This window comes from Psychrobacter glacincola (assembly GCF_904846215.1).
In the GTDB taxonomy this organism is placed as follows: Bacteria; Pseudomonadota; Gammaproteobacteria; order Pseudomonadales; family Moraxellaceae; genus Psychrobacter; species Psychrobacter glacincola.
This window is the reverse complement of the sequence record NZ_CAJGZK010000002.1, coordinates 94019-117216: the sequence shown is the minus strand read 5'-3', so window position 1 is coordinate 117216 and position 23198 is coordinate 94019. Positions and strand designations below refer to the sequence as shown.

Here is a 23198-nt window from a genome sequence, read left to right as displayed (position 1 = left end):
ATATTTATAAAAACTGGATTTATAATTGTCTGATTCGTTGGCTATGGCGATATTTCTATTTTTAAAAGTACTTTTTATGAATAAAAATATCGCTTTGATCATTATTTTTAAATTATAAAGCTTAAATTGAGTATTAGTGCTCAGACCATTCTACTGAGTCTAAATCAACACCTTCTTGATACATATCCCAAAGTGGCGATAATGCACGTAATTTATCAACGGCTTGATGCATCTGGGTGATAACCGTATCAATATCTTCTTCGGTGGTGTAGCGCCCGAAACTAAAGCGGATTGAGCTATGTGCCAACTCGTCTGGGCGACCAATAGCGCGCAGTACGTATGATGGCTCTAGAGTCGCTGACGTACAGGCTGAACCTGATGACACCGCTAAGTCTTTTAGCGACATCATCAGTGACTCGCCTTCAACAAAATTAAAGCTGATATTTACAATATTCGGTACACTATTCTCTAAATCACCGTTTAGATAAATCTCTTCGATATCTTGTAGACCATCCCACAGTTTTTGGCGTAATTTTGCCGCATGAGCATTGTCTTCTTGATAGCGCTGATTGGCTAGCTCAAATGCTGCGCCAAGACCTACGATTTGATGGGTCGGTAAAGTACCTGAACGCATGCCGCGCTCATGACCACCGCCATGCTGCTCGGCTTTTAGGCGAATACGTGGCTTGCGACTAACGAATAGAGCACCGATACCTTTAGGACCGTAAGCTTTATGGCCTGAGAAGCTCATCAAGTCAATTTTCATCTCTGCAAGGTTGATGAGTACTTTACCAACAGACTGTGCCCCATCAACGTGGAAAACAACACCCGCTTCACGCGTGATTTCGCCAATAGCGGCGACATCAGTAATCGTACCAAGCTCATTATTCACCATCATGAGTGATACTAAAATCGTATCTTCACGTAAAGCGGCTTTCACTTGCTCTGGTAAAATCATACCCGTACTTGGCTGTGGCTCAAGATAGGTAATATCAAAACCTTCTTGCTCAAGCTCACGGCAAGTATCTAATACGGCTTTATGTTCAATTTTACTGGTAATAATATGCTTACCGCGAGACTGATAAAAATGAGCGGCGCCTTTGATGGCTAAGTTATCAGATTCTGTCGCACCAGAGGTAAAGACGATTTCGCGTGGATCAGCATTGATCACTTCAGCAACTTGCTGACGAGCCGTTTCTACTGCCTCTTCCGCTTGCCAGCCGTAGCCATGTGAGCGTGATGCTGGGTTACCAAAGATGCCATCTACCGTCAGATATTCGCTCATCTTGGCAGCGACTGACTTAGCAACTGGCGTGGTGGCGGCATAATCTAGATATATAAGGGTGTTATGTTGGCTCATGCTGGGTTTGCCTCGCTGGTCGATAAAGTAATAGTATTGATGTCTTTTATAGAAATATCTTTTAGAGCATCGCTGTGCTGACGGTCTGATACAGACTGCACATGCTCCATGTTTAATAATTGCGCTAATGTTATATTTTTCAAGTACTGCTCTACATGATTTGATAATGCACACCACAAATCATGAGTCAGACACATTGTACCACCTTGGCAGTCGCCGCGTCCTTCGCACTGCATTGCATTAACCGATTCATCGACAGCAGAGATAATGCTCATCACATCAATCTGATCAAGCGGCTTTGCTAGATAATAACCGCCTGCTGCGCCGCGAATACTGGTCACCAAACCACGCTTACGAAGTTTTGAGAATAACTGTTCAAGATAAGAGATAGAAATGGATTGCCGCTTGGCAATGTCTGATAAAGACACTGCGCTGTCTTGTTGGCTGGTTTGTAATGCCAAATCCAGCAAAGCGGTCACGGCATATCTGCCTCGAGTAGTTAAACGCATGTGTTATCTCCAAACTTTTTAAGGACAATTTTATTTAACAACGATCTTAGTTCTGTCAGATGTTTAAGAGGCAGACAATCACATATAAAGAGCTGTGCTGCTAATAAGAAAAATCATCTATCGACCAAGTATGTTTTATCGTTATTAAACAACAGATGGTTTACCCGATGTGTGCAACGATAAGGTAATTATACTCAATCCCGAGTAATTTAGTCAAGATTAAAGTGTGGTTGAATGGTTAGTGATATTAATGACGGTGATTGATAAAAACAATGGCTGGAGATACAACGAAAAAAGCGCTTGATAGACGATATGTCATATCAAACGCTATTAAGAGACATTATTAAAAGATGTTTTGAAAATTTATTGATACATCAGATTATTTTTTGAACATTAATTCATCACAAACAGTGCAATAATGGCAGCAAGAGCAATGATTGAAGCGATGATCGTTGTAATAATAAAAGTTTTTTGTTTGCTTTGTAGCTCTTTGACAGCGGTTTCGAGCTCACGATTTTTGATGGTCAAAGTGGTAATTTCGACTTGCTGTTCTTTAATACGTAGCTTATAGCTTTCTTTTTTATCCGCCTTTTCCGCTTCGGTTGGCTTAGGCTTGCTTTTACCGCCTTTAATCTTTTTAATCAAGCCTTGAATCAAGCTGCCGAAACCAAGTTGCATGATAAATTGCTTAACCAGCTGAACCTGTACTGTTTCACCGCGCATTTGCAGCTTTTCAGTGCTTTCGCTATCGTGAGTGGTGATGGCATTAATGACCTGAATGCTGTAAGCGTTGATAACGACGTCAGGCTCACTGCGACCAATAGGTAGCCTGTCGTCCAATAACACGCCTTTGGTACTAAAGGTGGCGAACACCTCTACGTGTGGCAGATATAATCTAAGCGCAACGACAGTTTCTTGCTTAGCAAGCGGATAAGCGGCTTTACGGAGTTCTGGATCTAAACGTAACAATAGGGTCAGCGCCGATTCGATAAACACCAAAATGACATTAAGAAAAGAGTGAGACAACGTAGAACGCTTCATGTAAATAATCCGTTTTTATTGTTCGAATGAAACATAAAAAGATAAGTAAGGATCAAAACTGATCCAAAGTATGCAATGACATTGCGCTTATAGTAACGCCTTTATGATAAAAAGTAACGCGGGTTTCTGTCAGTTGCAAAATTATTACCTGACAATAATTCTTTTATTTACTGTGTTAACCCTTGCTAGTAGTATTTATCGTGGATAAAAACCAATATCTAGATACGCCTCCAATCTAGAAAAGCTCAGAGATAAATCAAAAGATAAAATAGCGCTATTATTAAAATATTGCAGCAGGTTTAGGTAACATTGGGTGTCAAATAGGTTGTAGAGTGCACAAAAATATGTAAAATTGCTTGCGCTCCTTATGTTGCCTTGCTATAAAGACGATAACAAAGCAAAACCTGTTTATATATGAGCCAAGTGGTTTTTATTGCTTAAGTACTCTGAGAGCGATACAATGCTTGGCGTGAGCATTTTTTTACCCCCTAAAACTTGAAGGAAATTTTATGAATAAGTCAGAATTAATTGATAGCATTGCTGAGAAAAGTGGTCTAAATAAAACCCAAGCTGGCGAAGCATTGAATGCCGTTATGGAAAGCGTTGGCGAAGCTCTAGAAGCAGGCGATAGCATCTCACTGGTTGGTTTTGGTACTTTTAGCGTAAAAGATCGTAAAGCACGTACTGGCCGTAACCCTAAGACTGGTGAAGAGCTAAGCATCCCAGCCAGCAAAGTACCAAGCTTTAAAGCTGGTAAAAACCTAAAAGAGCGCTTGAACTAAGCTGTATCTATTTAAAGACAGTCGCAGCTTATGACGTGATACACGAATAAAAACTGCGTTTGTTGATGATAAAGCAATAAAAGGTGACACCTCATAACAGCTATGAGCGACTCATCAAAAAAGCACCTAGATATTAGGTGCTTTTTTTAGTGCTATAGTTTGTATTATATCGCCTGAATATTTTGAGTCTGCATCAAAAATCACGTATCATAGGGCGCGCGATAGAGATGTTGTTCGAATCAAGACGGTGTTATCCACCTTGAGCGACCATAATAAAATGCACCCCTTGTTAGTTTTACCATTTTCTTACCATTGCCAGCTTGTAGAGCGTTGATATTATTAATAGTATTACAATGGTTTTTCATCAATATAGGTTAATAAAGCAGAGATAACTATGGATAAATTGCGCGATTTTTTAAAAAGCTGGCCGGGTCGCATTTTATTGATTTTATGCCTATCGCCGCTCGCTCTATTGGGCGTCGAGAGCTACTTTGGGGGTAATGTCGATCCCAATCAGATCGCTCAGGTAGGGGACGCGAGTATCGGCCTATCAGAGTATCAGACTGCGGTAAACAATCGCCGTACTGAGCTTTTGGACCAAGTTGATGATGCCAGTTTATTAAATGAAGATGTGCTACATGAGCAGGTGTTAAAAGGTCTGATTGATCGCACCTTGCTAGAGCAGCAGGCTGGCAAGCTTGGCATGACCGTCTCTGATGACACCATCAATCGTCTTTTGCGCCAAGAAGAGATCTTTAAAGGTGCAGATGGTGAGTTTTCAAATGATCAGTTTGCAAGCTTTTTACGTCAACGTAATATGACAAAAACCCAGCTGTTTGATGAGTTCCGCAATCAGTTGAGCTTAGATCAGCTGAATGCCAGTATCGTTGGTACTGCTGCCTATCCGATGAAAGCGGTCAGCCAGCTGATTGATTTACAGCTAGAGTCGCGCAATATTTGGCTACATCGTTTTAACTGGCAAGATTATGTGTCAAAAGTTAAATTGAGTAAAAACGACATCCAAGCGTATTATGATGCCAATAAGGACACGCTAAAAAGTGCTGCTATGGTCGATTTGGCTTACTTGCAGCTTAGCCCTCAGACTATCCAAGTAAACGAGGTCACTAAAGAGGATTTGCAGCAGCAATATGAAGCCTATAAGCAAAGCCTTGCCGTCGTCGATGAGCGTAAGATCAGCCAAATCTTATTGACTGGTAACGATGCCAAAGCGCGTGCTGATAAGATCAAAGCGCGTCTTGCCAAAGGTGAAGCTTTTGCAAAGGTTGCTAAGACAGAGTCAGATGACCCATCAGGGGAAACAGGCGGTGATATCGGACGCTTTAATCCGTCGGTATTTGGCAATGACGCTGCTGCGGTAGAGAAAGCGTTAGAAGGCTTGAGTGTAGGTGATGTCAGCGTACCGGTGAAGACCAGCTTTGGTTATCAGATATTTACGGTGACTGAAGATAATGGTAAAAAAATACCAAGCCTTGAGAGTATGCGTGATGAGTTAACTGCCAAAGCAAAAGAGTACAAGCGTCAAGAAATCTACGCTGACAAAGTAACGGCAATTAACGATTTGGCTGCAGATGGGTTTAGTATTGAAGATATCGCTCAGCAAGAAAATGTGTCATTAAAACGTCTTAAAGATTACCGCAAAGAGAACAATAAATCTGTTCTAGCGCAGCCAGCCGTGATTAAGCAAGCGTTTGATGAGTTCACCATTCAAGATCAAGCGGTCACAGCAGGTATCGAGGTTGGTAACGGCACAGTCTGGGTACAGCCAAGTAACTATCGTCCGACCAAAACACTGTCTTTATCTGCTGCAACCCCTAGAATTACGCAGCTACTGCGTCAGCAAAAAGCCAGTGATTTAGCATTAAATGATGCGAAAAAACTTGCCGCCGGCATCAAAACGACTGCCGATATCAATAAGCAGGCAGTAACGTTTCAGGCACTTGGTGAAGTCAACCGTCAGACCACGCAATTGACGGAAAAAGAGCGCGGCTTAGCGTTTAGTAAGCAAGCATCTGAGAAGGCTGTGGTTGCCGTGGCAAGCAAAACAGAGATGGGTGCAACCGTATTGGTTGGTGATCGTATCAAAACAGACCAGCAATCGCCATTATCTGCAGAACAAAGAGCGCAAACTGCGGCTATTATTCGTGATAATCTAGGTCAAGATCAGCTGCAAGATTACTTAGACTATTTGCGTATGGTTTACAAGGTTGAGATTAATAAGGCCAATATGGAAAATGCACAAGGGCGATAAGCACTTTATAAGCTCTCCATTCTAAATACATCTATTTTGAAATATAAAAAAAGCCACTGTCATCATACAGTGGCTTTTTTTGATTTAAGGGTAAGCATTTTTAATACTGAACGTGCTTGATATAGTCAACGAAAAGTAATATCGACACATTATGTACTGCTGGTATCAATTTTTCTTGCTTGCTGTGCCTACGCAGACAGAGGCTACAAAAAATTTGTACCAGCAGTACCGTAGCGTTTCTAGAGTATTTTGACTATAACGAATTAATGGCGGAAATGACGCATACCGGTGAAGACCATGGCGATACCATGCTCATTTGCCGCGGCAATGGTTTCATCATCACGCATAGAGCCACCCGGCTGGATAATCGCTGCAATCCCTACTTGTGCCGCATTGTCGATACCGTCACGGAACGGGAAGAAGGCATCAGATGCCATAACCGCGCCTTCGGTCGCAAGTCCAGCGTGCTCCGCTTTAATAGCAGCGATACGGGCTGAGTTAACGCGGCTCATCTGACCTGCGCCAACACCGATGGTACGCTGATCTTTGGCGTAAACGATGGCGTTAGATTTGACGTATTTGGCAACATTCCAGCTAAACAGTAAGTCAGCAATTTGTGCTTCGGTTGGTTGTACGTCTGTGACGATTTTTAAGTCATTAGCGGTAATTAAACCTAGATCTTGCTCTTGCACTAGTAAGCCACCATTGACACGCTTATAGTCAAGCTGACGGTCACGTAGCTCAGGTGCTGGCAAGTCACCGCAAACCAAGACGCGCACGTTTTTCTTGCTGGCTGTTGCCTCAAGTACACCGTCTTCAATACTTGGGGCAATGATGACTTCAACAAATTGATTATCGATAATAGCTTTAGCAGCAGCCAGTGTCAACGGACGGTTAAACGCAATGATACCGCCAAAAGAAGACTCAGGATCAGTACTAAAGGCAGTAAGGTATGCCGCTACTTGATCGGCATCGACAGCAACGCCACAAGGATTGGCATGCTTAACAATCACGCAGGCAGGGGTGCTAAAAGCTTTAACACACTCAAGCGCGGCATCGGTATCAGCGATATTGTTATAAGATAATGCTTTGCCTTGTAATTGCTGAGCGGTCGCAATAGAGGCTTGCTTGCTTTTTGAAGAATTATTTTCAACATAGAACGCCGCCTTTTGATGCGGGTTTTCACCATAGCGCAGGTCTTGCACTTTTTCTAGCTGAACGTTAAAGGTGCGTGAAAAATCTTCTGGCTCTTGATTCTCATTAACACGGCTGCCTAAGAAGTTGGCAATCATCCCGTCGTATTGTGCCGTATGCTCAAAGGCTTTAACCGCTAAGTCATAGCGTAAGGCATGGGTCAGCTTAGTGCCATCCAAGGCATCAAGTACGCGCGTGTAATCAGCTGGATCAGTCACAATACCAACATGCGCATGATTTTTCGCCGCTGAACGTACCATCGTAGGTCCGCCAATATCGATATTTTCGATGGCATCATTCATGGTAACGTCACTACGTGCAATCGTTTCTGCAAATGGATAGAGATTGACAACAACCAAATCAATGCGCTCAATCGCGTGCTCACCCATCACCGCATCATCTGTACCGCGGCGTCCCAAAATGCCACCATGAATCTTAGGATGTAGTGTTTTAACCCGACCATCCATCATCTCAGGAAAGCTGGTGTAATCTGATACTTCGGTGACAGCGACATTGTGCTCGGTGAGCAGACGGAAAGTACCGCCAGTCGATAACAGACCAAAACCTGCTTGAATTAAGCCTTGAGCGAATTCAACGATATTAGATTTATCGGAGACTGACAATAGTGCAAGTGGGGCTTTACTCATAAAAAAACTTCCATAAAAAAAGCCTGACGTAAACGTCTGGCAAGGTAACAATGACAATCAGTATAGAGCATATCGTGAGTGATAAGATCATAAACTATAAACTGCCATACATAGTATCAGTTAGGGTAGGTGAGCGTGTCATAAATAGGATTGTCGGTACTTATTAATGAATGAGACTTATTAAAAGTACTATTTATAGTATTACATTAAACCATATATTTTGAGCTTTTTGCGTAGTGTACCGCGATTTAGACCTAAAATCTGCGCACACTTGGTTTGGTTGCCGCGGCTTTTTTCAAGCACAACAGATATGAGAGGCTGTTCTATCTCTTTTAAAATTAGCTCATATAAGTCGGTTGGTATCTCGTCACCTAACATCGCAAAATATTGACGCACCACGCGTTCAACATGTATCCGTAACGGCTCATGTGCATGACCTGTGTGATCTAAAGCAGATTCCACATTGCGGATTGAGTGATGGTAGTCCTCTCTATAATAATCAGGATTACCAGCGCTTTTGTTAACATGACTGGCATTATACTGTGCCTGTGGTGCCATAAGATAATGTCCTTGGGGTTAAAGAGTAAAACCATGAGGCTCTTGTCAGCTATTATATCAAAGTCAGCAGCGATCATCTTCTTAATATCAATCAGCGAACATCAGTAAATAGGATGGATGACGACTTTGGTGATTTGAGTATTAGTAACCGGTATCGTAAAGAGTAGCTGTTTCTCACCACTGGCAGCAAGTTGGCTTTGCGTACTCGCTAGATATTCATCTGGCGATGCAATAAACTCGCCAATAAGCGCATTTGCACCATAAACACTGACCTTTATATGAGGATATAACTGCGCTTGTAGGCTTTGGTTGTTTAGAGTAGCGCTAATATCACTAGAATCGGCTGCACTGTTTATTCGACTGGCTCGGTACCTGATGTCGCTCATGGTCAAAGCCGTTAAGTCAGCACTAGGCAGACTACAAGCAGCAATCGTACATATCGTCTGCAAGCGTTCAGCATAGGCAGGATTTTTGACCAAGTTATTTAAGTTGAAAATAACATACTGAGCGAAAAGGAGCAGTGTTAATACCAGACAGCCAAATATCCACAACAAAGAGGCAGCTGAACGACGGGACGGCATTGGTGAAAATTTGGCTTGTGCTTGTAGCCTTTTGGCATGCGCCGCCTTACTACGGTCTTCCTCTTTGAAATCGACGCCCATACTGAGGAGTAACTGCGATAAATCAGTATCATTGGTTGGGGTATCTTCGCTGGAATTTTGTTCTTTAAGCAGTTTTTCGAGCCACGATTCATCCGCCTTATCATCAATATTGGCATGAATACTGTTAGCCGCCGTTGAGCTTAAAGCGATTTTTGCCGATGAATGAGATCGGTTTGAAGCGGTAGCCGAGGTAGAGGTTGTTTCAAATAAATCAGTGGACACATCTGAATGTTTGTCTAATTTTTTAGCAGTGTTTTTTTGTGATATCTCGCTTGGAGTGGCATTATTATTGTTATCAGTAGCTTGAGTGAGCCAAGCATCCATACTGTCTAGTGAATCGTATTCTAGACTCTTATCATAAGGCGCCTCAATATCCATGTCGTCATGAATCATATCGTCATGAATTAGGATATCTGCATCATCTGCGTTTGCAGTAGATAAGGTAGAGTGTGTGGTATGAGAGGTTGTGGTATTAGTTCGCTCATCATGATCGCTATAGGCTTCTGCACCTGTCAATTTTCGATTATTGTCTATATCAGCCGTGACAATAAGATTGTTATTCACCAAAAAAATTTGCTGACAATGTTCACAGCAGACAGTCGCGGTTTTTTGATTGAGCTGAGTATGTTTTATATTAAAAATAGTATGACAATGGGGACATTGGGTTTTGATGGGTGTGGTCATAGGGTCGAATCCAAAAAGGTATAAATAGGAATACCGTATAGCCACTCACCAACCGCTGCCAATTACTTCAATATCATCAAAGTATTTTTAGATCATAACCCACAGGCAACTCTAGAGTAGCGTCAAATATACAACATTTAACTACTACTCTATCGTAACAGATGTAATTTAATGTTGCTAGCCTGTAAATGTACCAGACAATCGCTGCCAATGCTGATCTTCTTGTGCAGTAAAGGCATGTTTAGGATCAAGCGCAAAATAAGGCTGATAGGCTACAGTCACTTGCTCAGTTTGTGACTCAATTAAACCGGCAAGCACGATTCGGCTTTTTGGTGCCATTAAGGTGACAAAATAAGGCGCTAGACCTATCAGAGGCTTGGCTAAAATATTGGCAACCATCACTTCTACAGGTGCTATATTTTGCTGTTGCCAAAAGGTTTTAAAGTCCTCTGGTAAAAAAGCTTGCAAACGATTATCGACCGAGTTACGTGCCGCATTTTGATTGGTTGCCAGTATCGCTTGCGGGTCAATATCCACCGCATAAACATGGCGCGCGCCTAATAATAAGGCAGCAATACCCAATATTCCTGAGCCGCAGCCATAATCTATCACGACTTTATCTTTAAGGTTTTGTTCCGTCAGCCAATCAAGACATAGTCGAGTGGTCGCATGGTAGCCAGTACCAAATGCCAAGCCTGGATCCATGATGATATTGGTCGCTTCAGGCTTGGGCGGTGTCAGCCAATTAGGCACAATCCATAAGTCATTGGCGCACTCAATAGGCTTGTAATTAGACATCCATTCACGTTCCCAATCTTTGTCATCGACAGAGCTTACCCAAGCACGGCTTGCGTGTACTTGCGCTGCAATCTCATGACTGAGCTGCTCGATAACATCACGAGTTCCAGTCTCTGTCGTGGCATCGAAGAGCCCTGTTAAAATTACCTCATCCCATAGTGGTGATTCACCAGGAAGTGGCTCAAATAAAGGTTGGTCGCCTGCATCATCAAGTGCAATAGATAGCGCGCCTGCTTCTAATAATAGCGCTTCAGCGAGATCGACATTGTCTTTTTCACACTGTAAGTGCAGTTGTTGCCATGCCATAAAAGTAACCTTATTTCAAAATAAAAAATGGATAATAAAAATGAACGACTGACTGTATAAGCCCATTTTAGCGCTTATACAGTCAGTCGTCATGGTCAATCAAAAAGATAGTGCTATAGTTAAAATACTCTAAAAACGCTACGGTACTGCTGGTACAAATTTTTTGCAGCCTCTGTCTGCATGGGCACAGCAAGCAAGAAAAATTGATACCAGCAGTACATAATGTGTCGATATTACTTTTCACTGACTATATTAGCGTAATGCTTGTTTGGCTTCTCTTATCACCCGTGCATTACCTTGAGCTTGTCCTGATTGCAGGATAATTTGCCATAGCGCACGGCGGCGACTACTGTCTTGAGAAACACTAAGACCACGCCGTCCCATTGCTTCAGCCTTACGCGGCTGGTTTTTTTTGAGCGCCACTTGCGCAAGATAAAAGTATACCGCTGATGATTTGGGCGCTAGGCGCTGAGCTCGGGTAAAGCTACTCTCAGCGCCATTTAAATTGCCTGCCTTTAATTGCTCAGTACCCACTTGCATGAGGTTACGAAAGGCGGGCAAGTTGTTATTATTGGTGGTGGTTCTCTGACTGCGCTGCGAGTTATGGCGCGCACGTTCCAATAGCTCATTGTGCGACGGGATGGATGGCGCATATATCACGTCATCTTCACGAGTAGGCGCGAGTATCACCGTATCAGGCTGAGTGACTATCGGAGTTTGACTTGTGCTTTGATTAGGTACCACGATTACAGTGGGGTTTTCTTTTACCAATTCCGTTGGTGACTCTAGCGATACAGGTGGTCGATAAGGCTCGACAGGATAATGGTCATCCGTCTTAGCAACGTCAGTGCTCTCAATACTTTCATAACCACTGTGATCAATGCTAGGGGTTTGCGTCACTGTTGTGGGTTGTGTAGGCTTTTGGCTACTGCTTGCTGGTAAGGTTTGAGTAGAAGGCGTTTTCATCGAAGTCGGTGTGGTCTGGCAAGCACTTAAGCTCAGCATGCCAAAACAAGCACTGATTAAAAGTGCTTTATAGCTATAATTTGACCGTTTTTTGGAGTGAGTTCCGCGCGTCTGCCGAGTCAAGAACGCTTGCAATATAGGTAACGCCATATTAAAACCCTTTTTAAGTTTTAAAAATATTAAAATCGTTCAGCTACTACCATGTAAAGTCAAACATTTAGCTATTACGACTGAAATAGAAGCAGTTCACTAAAACCATTCAACGGCACGGTCGTACCAAGTATCTACACGATTGGGTGTATCACCGTCTTGCTCGGCATCATTGCTGCCATTATCAATGGCTTCACCATCTGGAATGTCTAATCCTTCACGGCGACGTTGCTTATTGATGTCGCCTTGCTGATTTTGCCACTGCATTTGCTCGCGCGCACGATCCTGTTGGTATAAGCCAATCGCACAACTGCTGGCTTCTTGTGGCAAATATGCTGACATAACAGGCAAGTAGCGTGCGCTGGCACAGCGCTCATTTGACAGCTTGCCTGAGTTGTTCTCTAACCACAGCCATTCGATACCTTCTGGCTCGGGCAATGCAACAGGTGTCAGTTTTAGACGATTCATATAATCGACCCAAACTGGCAAAGCACCGCTACCGCCGCTAAGCCCAATAGGCTTATTGTCATCACGTCCAACCCAAACCACGCTGACATAGTTACCACTATAACCGGCAAACCACGCATCGCGGTAATCATTGGTGGTACCTGTTTTGCCCGCAAGATTTAGATGGCTACCAAGCGATTGCACGCGTCTAGCTGTACCGTTTTTGACGACGTCTTGCAGCGCATAGTTAATCAGAAAGTTGGTCTCAGGCGGAATACTGCGCTGAGTATTTAACCCCGTGCGCTGTAGGATACTACCGCGCTCATCAATCACACTACGGATACTATGAATAGGCGTACGGAAACCGCCCGTTGCAAAGATTTGATAGACACCAAGCATGTCCATCGGGCTTAGATTGACTGAGCCCAATAATGCCGCAGGATAAGGGGGTATTTTTTCTTTCACACCCATGCGTTTTAATTGCTTGGCAAAGGTGTCGACTCCAAATTCCATGCCTAAGCGTACGGCACTATGGTTATACGATTGCGACAGGGCGGTGGTAAAAGGTATGTAGCCATGGTCACGATTGTCATAGTTTTTAGGATTCCACTCGGTACCATCACTCAGACTGACCGTAATCGGGGAGTCATCGACTGAGCTTGCCAAATTATAGCGACCACTTTCGAGAGCGGTCATATAAATAATCGGCTTTAATAATGAGCCTACTTGGCGTTTGGCATCGACCGCACGGTTAAAGCCAGTAAACTCGCTGCCGCTACCGACAACAGAAACCAGCTCACCGGTTTCAGGATTGGCACTGACCAGCGCCCCTTGTAAATCCTTGGTTTTGCTACCACTACGGCGTAGCTCGCCAAGTTTTCTCTCAACTGCTTTGTCCGCTGCCAGCTGGGCAATAGGGTCCATCGTACTGATGATAATTAGACCTTCGTTTTTGAGGTCATCAGAGTAATAAACTTTATTTAATTCACGCTTAACGATGTCTAAAAAGTCGGGGAACTGGCTTTTACCTTCAACCGGCTTATCAACCACCCCAAGTGAGTTTTTTAATGCCTTATCGTAGTCTTCTTGACTCAGGGAGCCGACGGCCAACATATTGCTAAGTACAACGTCACGGCGCGCTTTTGAATCGTTTGGATGACGGCGTGGGTTATAAACGCTCGGTCCTTTTGCCATACCGACAAGCAGCGCTTGTTGATCTAGGCGCAGCTCATTGAGCGGCTTATCAAAATAAAATTGTGATGCCAAACCAAAACCATTGATAGAGCGTTTGCCGTTTTGACCCAAATAAATCTCGTTGAGATAGGCCTGCAAAATCTCATCTTTACTATAATGCAGCTCAAGTAGTACTGCCATCAAGGCTTCATTGGCTTTGCGCTTCATCGTACGGTCTGAATTGAGATAAAAGTTTTTAATCAGCTGCTGGGTGATGGTCGAGCCACCTTGACGTGAGCCACCAGAGAAGTTATTGATCACCGCACGAGCAATACCGCGTATCGATACCCCTTTATGCTCATAAAAACCCCGATCTTCTGTCGCGATCAATGCATCAATAAGCGGCTGCGGTACCTCATCTAACGAGACAACCATACGGTCTTCATTGCTATCAGGGTAAATACCGCCGATATTCACCGGCTCAAGACGGATAATACCGGTTTTCGCCGCCACAGTACTTTGTACTGACTCAATCTTATCACCAGCAATAGTCATTTTGATGACTTGCTCTTGGTCTATATCGTTGGCGCTATAAGTAAACCCACGCGTATGAATAAAATAGGTATTGCCAGATTTATGATAAGTACCTGTGCGATCATAGGCTTTATCGCTTTGATAATTGAGTAATTCAAGCCACTTCTTCATCGTGTCTTTATCGACGTTGGCACCTTGATACAATTCAAGCGGCTGCGAATAAACCTTGGCAGGAATATCCCAGCGTTTCCCCTCAAACTTGTGAGTAATGGTGCGATCAAGTTTGACCAAATACAGTGCCAATAGCACCATACCAGCGATGACAACAATTAATAAAATACTACTAAACACCATGCCGCGCTGCTGGGAAGGTAGCGTATTGATAGCAGGCTTAGAGGACTGTGGTTGCTTAGAATGAGATTTTTGCACTGATGACACACCATTTTGGGATAAAAAACTGCCTCATAATGACGCAAATTGACAAATTTTTCAATCTATCATCGTCAACGCAGGCATTCATTTGCTCTCAGCACTAAGGAGTTATACTGCTGAGAGCCTGTGCTTATAGTATAATCTTTATAAAAGCAATGATGGTTATTTGAAAGTATCCGCCACTTTTTATCACCGTAGCGGTATATTTTTTAAATAAGAATAAAGATTAGTGCCACATATCCTAATACAATAGCCATTCAATATAGTGGTTTCCTCGCTATCGAGTAGATCAGATGATAGAGCTTTGATTTGAAGTCATTCACTCAATGTTTTGTCTAAAGGAAATAAGTGCGATTATGTCCAGTATGCCATCTCCTATGTCACCAATACCGCCATTAAATACAAACACTCATTATCAGGACAACTCTATTATTGACGGTCTAGTACTACCGCTAGCAGGTCACTGTTTTCATTGCGGTGATCCCGTGCCGCAGCCGCCATTTTATAGCAATATATTGGGTCAATCGCGTGAGATGTGCTGTATGGGTTGTCAGTTGGCCTCACAAAGCATCGTTGAGGCGGGGCTTGAGCAATATTATCTTGATCGCTCAGAGATTAACCGTACGGCAAGCCTGCCAACGCAAATGACCCGCCTTGAGGCTTACGACCATGATGAAATAAAATCACAGTTCGTCTACGTCCAAGACGGTATGTCAGTGGCAGAGTTGTCGGTCAATAATTTGCGCTGCGCCGCTTGTACGTGGCTGATTGAATCGCGGCTTGATGAGTTAGAGGGTATTGATAAATGTCAGGTCAATTTGACCAATCAACGTATGCGCGTGATATGGGATGAGAGCAAGCTACCGATTAGCCGTATTTTAGCCGTCATTAATGAAATCGGTTATGAAGCCAAGCCTTATCGGCAAGACACTCACGAGGCTATGCTAGCACGTCATAATAATCAGATGCTTATCCGGCTTGGCATTGCGGCGCTTGGCTCTATGCAAGCAATGATGTATGCCGTGGCTATTTATTTTGGTGAATACAGCGATATGCTGATATTTCAGCGCGATTTTCTGCGCTGGGTGTCTTTATTCGTCAGTACGCCAGTATTCTTTTATGCCGGTATGCCGTTTTTTACGTCAGCATGGTCAGCGATTCGTGCCCGCCAAGTCAATATGGATGTGCCCGTTAGTATTGCCTTGATTGTCACTTTCTCTGCCAGTCTGTTTGCCACCATTACTGGGCAAGGGGAGACGTACTACGACTCAGTCAGTATGTTTATTTTCTTCTTGCTCGCAGGGCGTTATATTGAGCACAATGCGCGGCTAAAAGCGGCAACCATGGCAAATGATTTGGTGGTCGTTGAGCCGGTTTTGGTACAGAAAATCGCTGAAGATAAAGACGCAGCTGAAAGTATTTTGCAGTTATTGGAGCAAAACAGTGCTCATAGAAATGCGCTTAAACAAGAAAGCGCAGAGTCCACTAATCAGCTTGGCGATGTATCTGTGAGTGGGGCTGTTAACGGGATTAGTAATAAGCCAAACAGTCAAAATACAGCGAGCGCTACGCCCAACTTTACGCAAAGTATGGATGCTAATATCTTTACATTAACATCGCGTATTGCTCAAGATTGGCAGCAGACTCGCCAGCAACGATTAACTATCACAAATACAAAAGATGAGGCAAAAGAAAAGCAGATGGTGACCGCTCATAGCTTGCAAGTGGGTGACATCATCATGGTTGAGGCAGGTTCTGAGATTATCAGTGATGGTATTTTACTTAGTCCAAGCGCAACTATATCGCAAAGTTTACTAACGGGTGAAGGCGATTTAATCAGTAAGGCTCAGGGCGATTATATCGTTGGCGGCGCACAAAACGACAGTCAGCCGTTTGAGATGCTGGTCACAGCGCTGCCAGAGGATAGCCAAATCGGTCTGATTGACAGGCTGATGAATCGGGCAATGAGTGAAAAGCCAAAACTGGCGCAGCAAGCAGATAAGCTGGCACGTTGGTTTGTTGCGCGCATTTTAGTGTTGTCTGTTTTGGTATTTATTGGCTGGTATATCGTTGACCCAAGCCAAGCGGTTTGGGCAACGGTTGCGGTATTGGTCGCGACATGTCCTTGTGCGCTCTCCTTAGCGACACCAATTGCGCTCACTGTATCGACCAACCGATTAGCAAGTTATGGCTTTTTAACCACGCGCGGGCATACGCTGCAAACGCTCGCTGAGATTACCCATGTGGCTTTTGATAAAACGGGAACATTGACCTATGGTAAACCCAATTTATTAAATATTGAGCTATTAGCAGCAAATGATATGACAACAGACACAAATGATGAAAAGGACAGTCTATTAGCCATTGCGGCGGCGTTAGAGGTGGGCAGTCGTCATCCTATTGCGCATGCGTTACTGACCGCTGCCTATCAACTGCATCTGCCAGCGACGCAAGTGTTGCAGCATTATCCGGTAGGTGGCGTAGAAGCTATGATTGATGGCGTGTTATATCGCATTGGTCATGTGGATTTTGCTTTAGACAAAATGAATAATGTTGCCAATGTGGATAACGACTTAATGATTGATCTAGTTGCCGAGCGAGCCAGCTCAGCAGTGGTCTTGTCTTGTCAAAAGGATGAATCAATAACGTGGCAAGCACTGGCATGTTTTTATTTTAATGATAAGGTACGTGATAGCGCACAGTCGATGCTCGATAGCCTTAAAGCACTAGGTATTGAGCCTATCATGCTCACAGGTGACCCAAGTTCGCAAGCATTGGAGATGGCTAAGAATTTGGGCATGCAGTCAGCCTATAACGGTTTATCGCCAATGGACAAGGTCAATCATATTCAGCAGCTACAAGCTCAAGGGGCAGTGGTATTGATGGTTGGTGATGGTATCAATGACGCCCCAGTATTGGCAGCGGCAGACGTTTCAACCTCGATTGCCGGTGCAGCAGATTTAGCGCAGGTATCGAGCGATAGTATTATCTTAAACGGACAAATCGAAGCTATTATTGCTGCAAAACGTATCGCTGATAAAACGAAACGTATTATCAAGCAAAATTTGCGTTGGGCACTTATTTATAACAGTAGTGTCTTGATACCAGCGGCTTTGGGTTATGTGCCACCTTGGTTGGCTGCTATTGGTATGTCATTAAGCTCACTGTTTGTGGTATTAAATGCGCTGCGTCTCAAGCGAGCTTAATTTAAATAAGTCATTAGTTTGCCCCATAAAAAAACCACCTTTATAAAAGACGGTTTTTTTATGAGTAAGTTTTAAACAGTGTTTAGATTAGTCTTGTAGATAGCTTAGCAGACGCATAAACTCGATATACATCCATACTAGCGTTGCAAGAAGACCAATACTGAATAACCATTCGTAGTCTTCTGAGACACCCATCGCAACACCGCGCTCGATATTATCAAAGTCTAATAACAGCGTAAAAGAGGCGATAATAATCACAAACAAGCTAAAACCAATAGCAATAGCGCCCCCTTCAAATAAGAAAGGTAGGCTTGAACCAAATGCTAAAGAAAGCACCCACTGCACCACATAAACCAGCATGATGGCAATCAATGCTGAGGTCACAATTGAGCGGAATTTTTCTGTAACTTTTACCAAACCTGAGCGATATAGCCCCAGCATAACCGCTGCTGTCACAAACGTTGCACACATCGCAGTGACTGGTACGCTTGGGTACATTCTCATAAAGAACAGAGAGATACCACCTAAAAATATACCTTCCAAAAGTGCATAAGGAACGGCGAAGGTTTTGGCTTTTTGTGGTTTAAAGGTGATAAAAATTGCCAAGCCAAAAGCAGCAAACATACTACCAAAGGCGGCCATCGTGATAAAACCTTGCGATAAACCTGCCATTAGTGCATAAAAGAAAAATCCAATACCCGTAATAGCGGATAACCCAAGCAATAAACTGGTTTTTTGAATCACGCCCTTAACCGTCATCGGCGCGCCACCGACGGCAAGCTCTGCACGACTGACAATAGGATTGGCCATAAAGTTGTCCTCAATAAAATAACAATAATAGAGATGTCAGCTACTTTAACAAAACCACGATTATTGTCAATTGTGTTTACGTGACCGCTTAAAAGGCGTTACGCGATCACTAAATTGCATGCAAGCCTTCAATATAGTTGATCCACTTTTAAAAGAGTACAGAGCTACTGGGGTTAATTATTCGCATCCTCTGTCTGCGTAGCCACAGCAAGCAAGAAAAATGAACCCCAGTAATGATTGATAACATTTGTATTTCTTTTATTTAGGACTGACTATAGACGGATATTAAGTAGCTAAATAGACACGGCTAAAACAGCGTATATTGGTTTTTATATGGGGTCAATTACGACCGTTAACAACGATAATTCACAAACAGGCTAGTCTAAGCGCTTATTTCTCGCTATCATTGCTCTGTAATTTACCGTCATGACGAGTCAATTTATGGAAAACTCAGCGCAGTCAGCAAGATTGCCGCACTTACATGAGTCAGAGCTGTTCCACGCTATCAAAAACCCTGCCTTTCGCCGTATTGGCTTGATGGGTCGTGCCGGAAAGCGTAGCGTGATCCAGAGCCTTGTACAGATTGCTCAGACCGTCAACGATTTGAATCTCACGTTGATTATGGATGTGCAAACTGCGAACTTGCCAACATTGAATCTCGCTGAAATCGAAAGGGTTAAAATCGTGAAGCGTAGCCTTATTGGCGAGATTTGCGATTTGGTTATCGTGGTTGGTGGTGATGGCTCTATATTGCATGCCGCTGAAGCACTGGCACGCTATCGTGTTCCTGTATTGGGCGTCAACCGTGGTCGCCTTGGTTTTTTAGCCGATGTCAAACCTGATGAAGCCGCCTTCAAGTTACGCCAGGTACTGATGGGTGATTATCAGTTAGATCACAGGTTTTTGCTGACGATGGAGATTCGTGAAGGTCGTAAGATTATTCATGAAGATATGGCACTCAATGATGTGGTGTTGCATGCTGGTAAGTCTGTCCATATGATTGATTTTCAGATGAAAATCGATGGGCATGATGTTTATCGGCAGCACAGTGATGGTCTTATTGTCGCAACACCGACGGGCTCGACGGCTTATGCGCTTTCTGGTGGTGGTCCTATCATCCATCCGAGCATGGATGCAATATGTTTGGTGCCTATGCACCCGCATACGCTGTCTAGTCGCCCTATTGTGGTCAGTGGCACCAGCGAGATTTGTATCCGTATCCACGAGGATAACCGCACTCAGCCGATGGTCAGTGCTGACGGTAAACCAAGCACACCGCTTGAGCAAGAGCAGCGCCTATATATTCGTAAACATCCTGATAAATTAACCTTGTTACATCCGCCAGGGTTTGATTTTTATGAAGCGTGCCGGACGAAGTTGCACTGGAATGTGCATACTGAGGAATTCAGTCTCGATGTTGATGATGATATTATGGACGACGAATAAACGTCTTTGTTAGACAAAAATGTGATATAAAAAAATAGTAGTGGAGAGTAGGTACGATGGATAAACAAACGATATTAGCAAGCCTAACACCTGAAGTAGTCGATAAGTTTCGTATGGCGATTGAGCTTGGCAAATGGCAAGACGGTCGTAAGCTGACTGCTGAACAGCGCGAGACCTGTATGCAAGCCGTGATGGTATGGGAGCACGAGCATCTAGCACCTGCTGAGCGGACAGGCTATATTCATAAGCCGATCAGAGACGATGGTTCTGTCGTTGGCACTGAATGTGATGTCGAACATGAGCATCACTATCCCAATATGCCAAACCCCAAAGGCGCGGTACAGCCTGTTAAGTTTCGCGATAAATAGGCTGATGCCTAAAGTCACTGATAAAAAATGAAGCATAAAAAAAGCCACGCTATCAGCATAGCGTGGCTTTTTTATAATCGTCAATCATAAACCATTAAAGCGTACTGGTATCTACGCTAGGGCGCAGTGTTAATGGATTCTTTTCCATCAAAAACCCTTGCCAGCCCCAATGTAAAAAATTACGAATATTGGGATGATCAATCCCTTTAGGGGTTGCTTGGACTGTGTGGTAATGTTCACCAAATAACTTTAGGGTATCTAATTGATTTAAGCCATGGTGCTTTGCAAAACCAAAAATCTTTGCGCTGCCTTCGTTTTCACCAGCAGCATTATGTGCCATGCCATTAACAAAAGGCGCTGGCGCATAACGATAAAAATCATCAATAAAGCTGATGACATCATTGAATCCAATGGCTTTTTTATTCAAACCATTAAGTAGAGCCGATACGTCTGATTGGCGGATACTCATAAATAAATGACCTCAAAGCTGTTTAAAAGACAAAACTAGCGTGCTTGATACACGCTTAATGATTATTGATAGTTAGATATGAAGCTAACAGATTAGCGATTAAAATAGTCTTCGTCATCAAAGGATGGCGCAAAGCTGCCTTGCTCAAGATGCTGCATTTGCGACTGTACCGTGCGCTCATGTTGAATGCGCTGATAAATTTCTTCGCGGTGTACGGCAATATCTTTAGGCGCATCAACGCCGATACGTACTTGATTGCCTTTGACACCTAGGACAGTCACACTGACCTCGTCGCCAATCATTAGCGTTTCGCCCACGCGGCGTGTCAAAATTAACATGCGTCACACTCCTTATGTCGCGTCAACAGATTATTACTCATCAGATTGCGTCTCAATTACGGACATTATCGCCGCACAAAATAGGCAGCGGTTATAAAGTAAATGCGATAAACATTGCTTTATAAATGTTACCTAAAATAGGATGCTAATAGCGATAATGATAGATAAATTCATTTAGCCCAAATGAAAGCTTCATTATAGGGGGCATAATAGATACTGTCACGGGTTTTCACAAAACTATTGGTTTTATAATAACCTCAGCAATAATAAAAAAACAAAATAGGGTCTTATTAAGACCCTATTTAAATAAGCACTATTGATTAAAAAAGTATTACTGATTAAGAAAGCATTATTGAAAATGATAAATCGCCATTTATTGAACAAGTATTAAAGCCTGTTATTTTTATACGGCTTTAGCAAAGTTTTTATCAGCGCATTCTTATAAACCAGCGATTTTGCTTTCACCGTCCGCGCGATCAAGACCAAAGGCAGTATGCAGTGATCTTACCGCTTTTTCCAGATACTGCTCTTGGATAAGAACAGACACTTTGATTTCACTGGTTGAGATCATTTGAATATTGATGTTGTTTTCGGCAAGGGTTTGAAACATGAGGCTTGCAACACCCGCGTGCGAGCGCATACCGACGCCGACTAAAGAGACTTTAACGACTTCATCATTAGACAATATTTCCTTGGCACCGATCTCATCTTTGACTTCGTTTTCTAATACTTTCATGGTTTTTTCCATGTCAGTACGATTGACGGTAAAGGTAAAATCGGTCATGCCATTGGTTGATAGGTTTTGTACTATCATGTCAATTTCGATATTCGCGCGGCCAATAGGGCTGAGGATAGCAGAAGCGATACCAGGGTGATCAGGGACACCACGTACGACGATTTTTGCTTCGTCTCGATTAAAAGCGATACCTGAGATGATTGCCTGTTCCATATTGTCTCCTTCGTCTATCGTAATTAGGGTGCCGACATTGTCTTGAAATTCTTGGTCGAAACTACCATCGTTGTTTTCATCAAAGCTAGATAATACGCGCAGCGGTACGCCGTATTTGCCAGCGAATTCTACTGAGCGAATCTGCAAAATCTTAGAGCCAAGACTTGCCATCTCGAGCATCTCTTCAAAGGTAATCTTTTCAAGTTTTTTGGCTTTTGAGGTGACGCGAGGGTCAGTGGTATAGACGCCATCGACATCGGTATAGATTTGGCATTCATCAGCGCCTAAAGCCGCGGCAATCGCTACGCCTGTCGTATCAGAGCCGCCGCGCCCTAACGTCGTCGCATTGCCTTCTTCATCAATACCTTGAAAGCCTGCGACTATAACGACGTTGCCTGCATCTAGCTGCGCGCGGATGTTTTTATCATCGATGCTTTCGATACGCGCTTTATTGTGGGCGCTATCGGTTTTAATAGCGACCTGACGACCGGTGAATGAGCGGGCACCAATGCCAAGCTCTTTAATCGCCATGGCAAGCAGTGAGATAGAAACCTGCTCACCAGTTGAGACCATCTGGTCATATTCGCGAGCATCGGGCTGGCTGCTGATTTGGCGTGCTAAATCAATCAAACGGTTGGTTTCACCGCTCATGGCAGAGACGACAACGACCACTTGATGACCATTATCATGCCAGCGTTTGACTCGTTTGGCGACGTTTTTGATGCGGTCTATACTACCCATCGAGGTGCCGCCGTATTTTTGTACTATTAACGCCATAAAAATCTACCTATTATTCACCAATGGTTATCTGTTATTTAGAGACATCAATCTGTCATGGCACTATTTATAAATTCAGTGCCAGATTAATTTTAATAACGATAAAGCCGGATTATAAGAACTGCGCCCTTTGTTTTACTTTTTGATGGTTTACTGTCTGATTATACCAATAGACTTCGTATGCTGAGATAAGCCTAAGCGTTGACCTTTATATCATATTAGCGTCATAACTTTAAGTATCAGTAGACGTTAGATACATGGCAATTGGTTATAACTATTATAACCAATCACAGACTCTACGTACGACAAAGCTGTATTGTACT

Annotated in this window: 17 protein-coding genes and 1 pseudogene; 5 read left to right on the top strand and 13 right to left on the bottom strand. The window is 43.3% G+C overall.

Features of this window, described 5'->3' with window-relative positions:
- Nucleotides 1-133 precede the first annotated feature (133 nt).
- From JMW90_RS01635 to JMW90_RS01625, 3 genes are all read right to left on the bottom strand, one after another.
- Nucleotides 134-1360, bottom strand: a complete 1227-nt coding sequence (locus JMW90_RS01635) for an IscS subfamily cysteine desulfurase (protein ID WP_201561382.1) — start codon at nt 1358-1360, stop codon at nt 134-136.
- Nucleotides 1357-1869, bottom strand: coding sequence for an Rrf2 family transcriptional regulator (locus tag JMW90_RS01630; protein WP_201561381.1), 513 nt, complete (start codon nt 1867-1869; stop codon nt 1357-1359). The genes JMW90_RS01635 and JMW90_RS01630 overlap by 4 nt, the downstream gene beginning before the upstream one ends.
- Nucleotides 1870-2262: 393 nt before the next feature.
- Nucleotides 2263-2910 carry a hypothetical protein gene (locus tag JMW90_RS01625; protein ID WP_201561380.1) on the bottom strand — a complete coding sequence of 216 codons (648 nt, stop codon included), beginning with the start codon at nt 2908-2910 and terminating at the stop codon, nt 2263-2265.
- 509 nt (nt 2911-3419) lie between these two features.
- On the opposite strand from JMW90_RS01625, the gene JMW90_RS01620 reads away from it, so the two are divergent.
- Entirely contained in the window at nt 3420-3692 is a 273-nt protein-coding gene (locus JMW90_RS01620) for an HU family DNA-binding protein (protein ID WP_068404475.1), read from the top strand.
- Between the two features lie 394 nt (nt 3693-4086).
- Entirely contained in the window at nt 4087-5961 is a 1875-nt protein-coding gene (locus JMW90_RS01615) for a SurA N-terminal domain-containing protein (RefSeq protein ID WP_201561379.1), read from the top strand.
- Nucleotides 5962-6224: 263 nt separating this feature from the next.
- Here the strand turns inward: JMW90_RS01615 and purH are convergent, their stop codons facing one another.
- From purH to mrcB, 6 genes are all read right to left on the bottom strand, one after another.
- Nucleotides 6225-7802 (bottom strand): bifunctional phosphoribosylaminoimidazolecarboxamide formyltransferase/IMP cyclohydrolase, encoded by a 1578-nt coding sequence (gene purH / locus JMW90_RS01610; protein WP_201561378.1) that lies wholly within the window; start codon nt 7800-7802, stop codon nt 6225-6227.
- A gap of 201 nt (nt 7803-8003) precedes the next feature.
- A complete protein-coding gene (locus JMW90_RS01605) occupies nt 8004-8264 on the bottom strand; it encodes a helix-turn-helix domain-containing protein (RefSeq protein ID WP_201561483.1) in 261 nt (86 codons plus the stop codon).
- Nucleotides 8265-8461: 197 nt separating this feature from the next.
- Nucleotides 8462-9706: a zinc-ribbon and DUF3426 domain-containing protein gene (locus JMW90_RS01600; RefSeq protein ID WP_201561377.1), complete on the bottom strand. Its 1245-nt coding sequence runs from the start codon at nt 9704-9706 to the stop codon at nt 8462-8464.
- A gap of 177 nt (nt 9707-9883) precedes the next feature.
- A complete protein-coding gene (gene prmA / locus JMW90_RS01595; RefSeq protein ID WP_201561376.1) occupies nt 9884-10810 on the bottom strand; it encodes a 50S ribosomal protein L11 methyltransferase in 927 nt (308 codons plus the stop codon).
- 252 nt (nt 10811-11062) lie between these two features.
- A complete protein-coding gene (locus tag JMW90_RS01590; RefSeq protein ID WP_201561375.1) occupies nt 11063-11926 on the bottom strand; it encodes a tetratricopeptide repeat protein in 864 nt (287 codons plus the stop codon).
- Nucleotides 11927-12025: 99 nt separating this feature from the next.
- Nucleotides 12026-14509 (bottom strand): penicillin-binding protein 1B, encoded by a 2484-nt coding sequence (mrcB, locus tag JMW90_RS01585; protein ID WP_201561374.1) that lies wholly within the window; start codon nt 14507-14509, stop codon nt 12026-12028.
- 359 nt (nt 14510-14868) lie between these two features.
- Here mrcB and JMW90_RS01580 point away from each other — a divergent pair, with 359 nt between their 5' ends.
- Nucleotides 14869-17718, top strand: a complete 2850-nt coding sequence (locus JMW90_RS01580) for a heavy metal translocating P-type ATPase (protein ID WP_201561373.1) — start codon at nt 14869-14871, stop codon at nt 17716-17718.
- An 87-nt stretch (nt 17719-17805) separates the two neighbouring features.
- Here the strand turns inward: JMW90_RS01580 and JMW90_RS01575 are convergent, their stop codons facing one another.
- Entirely contained in the window at nt 17806-18528 is a 723-nt protein-coding gene (locus tag JMW90_RS01575) for a Bax inhibitor-1/YccA family protein (RefSeq protein WP_201561372.1), read from the bottom strand.
- Nucleotides 18529-18969: 441 nt separating this feature from the next.
- Here JMW90_RS01575 and JMW90_RS01570 point away from each other — a divergent pair, with 441 nt between their 5' ends.
- Together JMW90_RS01570 and JMW90_RS01565 are read left to right on the top strand one after the other, a co-directional pair.
- On the top strand, nt 18970-19974 hold the full coding sequence (locus JMW90_RS01570) for an NAD(+) kinase (RefSeq protein WP_227691824.1): 1005 nt from the start codon (nt 18970-18972) through the stop codon (nt 19972-19974).
- 56 nt (nt 19975-20030) lie between these two features.
- Nucleotides 20031-20342: a YeaC family protein gene (locus JMW90_RS01565; RefSeq protein ID WP_201561370.1), complete on the top strand. Its 312-nt coding sequence runs from the start codon at nt 20031-20033 to the stop codon at nt 20340-20342.
- A 94-nt stretch (nt 20343-20436) separates the two neighbouring features.
- Here JMW90_RS01565 and JMW90_RS01560 read toward each other — a convergent pair whose 3' ends face one another.
- From JMW90_RS01560 to JMW90_RS01550, 3 genes and pseudogenes are all read right to left on the bottom strand, one after another.
- A complete protein-coding gene (locus JMW90_RS01560; RefSeq protein ID WP_201561369.1) occupies nt 20437-20811 on the bottom strand; it encodes a HopJ type III effector protein in 375 nt (124 codons plus the stop codon).
- Nucleotides 20812-20981: 170 nt separating this feature from the next.
- Nucleotides 20982-21149 (bottom strand): annotated as a pseudogene (gene csrA / locus JMW90_RS01555) (carbon storage regulator CsrA); the annotation flags it as partial.
- Between the two features lie 439 nt (nt 21150-21588).
- Nucleotides 21589-22875: an aspartate kinase gene (locus tag JMW90_RS01550; protein ID WP_201561368.1), complete on the bottom strand. Its 1287-nt coding sequence runs from the start codon at nt 22873-22875 to the stop codon at nt 21589-21591.
- Nucleotides 22876-23198: the final 323 nt, after the last annotated feature.

Bases quoted from the DNA above. Each gene is read 5' to 3' on its own strand.
- JMW90_RS01635 (WP_201561382.1), bottom strand. From the start codon at position 1,360: ATGAGCCAACATAACACCCTTATATATCTAGATTATGCCGCCACCACG.
- JMW90_RS01630 (WP_201561381.1), bottom strand. From the start codon at position 1,869: ATGCGTTTAACTACTCGAGGCAGATATGCCGTGACCGCTTTGCTGGAT.
- JMW90_RS01625 (WP_201561380.1), bottom strand. From the start codon at position 2,910: ATGAAGCGTTCTACGTTGTCTCACTCTTTTCTTAATGTCATTTTGGTG.
- JMW90_RS01620 (WP_068404475.1), top strand. From the start codon at position 3,420: ATGAATAAGTCAGAATTAATTGATAGCATTGCTGAGAAAAGTGGTCTA.
- JMW90_RS01615 (WP_201561379.1), top strand. From the start codon at position 4,087: ATGGATAAATTGCGCGATTTTTTAAAAAGCTGGCCGGGTCGCATTTTA.
- purH (WP_201561378.1), bottom strand. From the start codon at position 7,802: ATGAGTAAAGCCCCACTTGCACTATTGTCAGTCTCCGATAAATCTAAT.
- JMW90_RS01600 (WP_201561377.1), bottom strand. From the start codon at position 9,706: ATGACCACACCCATCAAAACCCAATGTCCCCATTGTCATACTATTTTT.
- prmA (WP_201561376.1), bottom strand. From the start codon at position 10,810: ATGGCATGGCAACAACTGCACTTACAGTGTGAAAAAGACAATGTCGAT.
- JMW90_RS01590 (WP_201561375.1), bottom strand. From the start codon at position 11,926: ATGGCGTTACCTATATTGCAAGCGTTCTTGACTCGGCAGACGCGCGGA.
- JMW90_RS01580 (WP_201561373.1), top strand. From the start codon at position 14,869: ATGTCCAGTATGCCATCTCCTATGTCACCAATACCGCCATTAAATACA.
- JMW90_RS01575 (WP_201561372.1), bottom strand. From the start codon at position 18,528: ATGGCCAATCCTATTGTCAGTCGTGCAGAGCTTGCCGTCGGTGGCGCG.
- JMW90_RS01570 (WP_227691824.1), top strand. From the start codon at position 18,970: ATGGAAAACTCAGCGCAGTCAGCAAGATTGCCGCACTTACATGAGTCA.
- JMW90_RS01565 (WP_201561370.1), top strand. From the start codon at position 20,031: ATGGATAAACAAACGATATTAGCAAGCCTAACACCTGAAGTAGTCGAT.
- JMW90_RS01560 (WP_201561369.1), bottom strand. From the start codon at position 20,811: ATGAGTATCCGCCAATCAGACGTATCGGCTCTACTTAATGGTTTGAAT.
- JMW90_RS01550 (WP_201561368.1), bottom strand. From the start codon at position 22,875: ATGGCGTTAATAGTACAAAAATACGGCGGCACCTCGATGGGTAGTATA.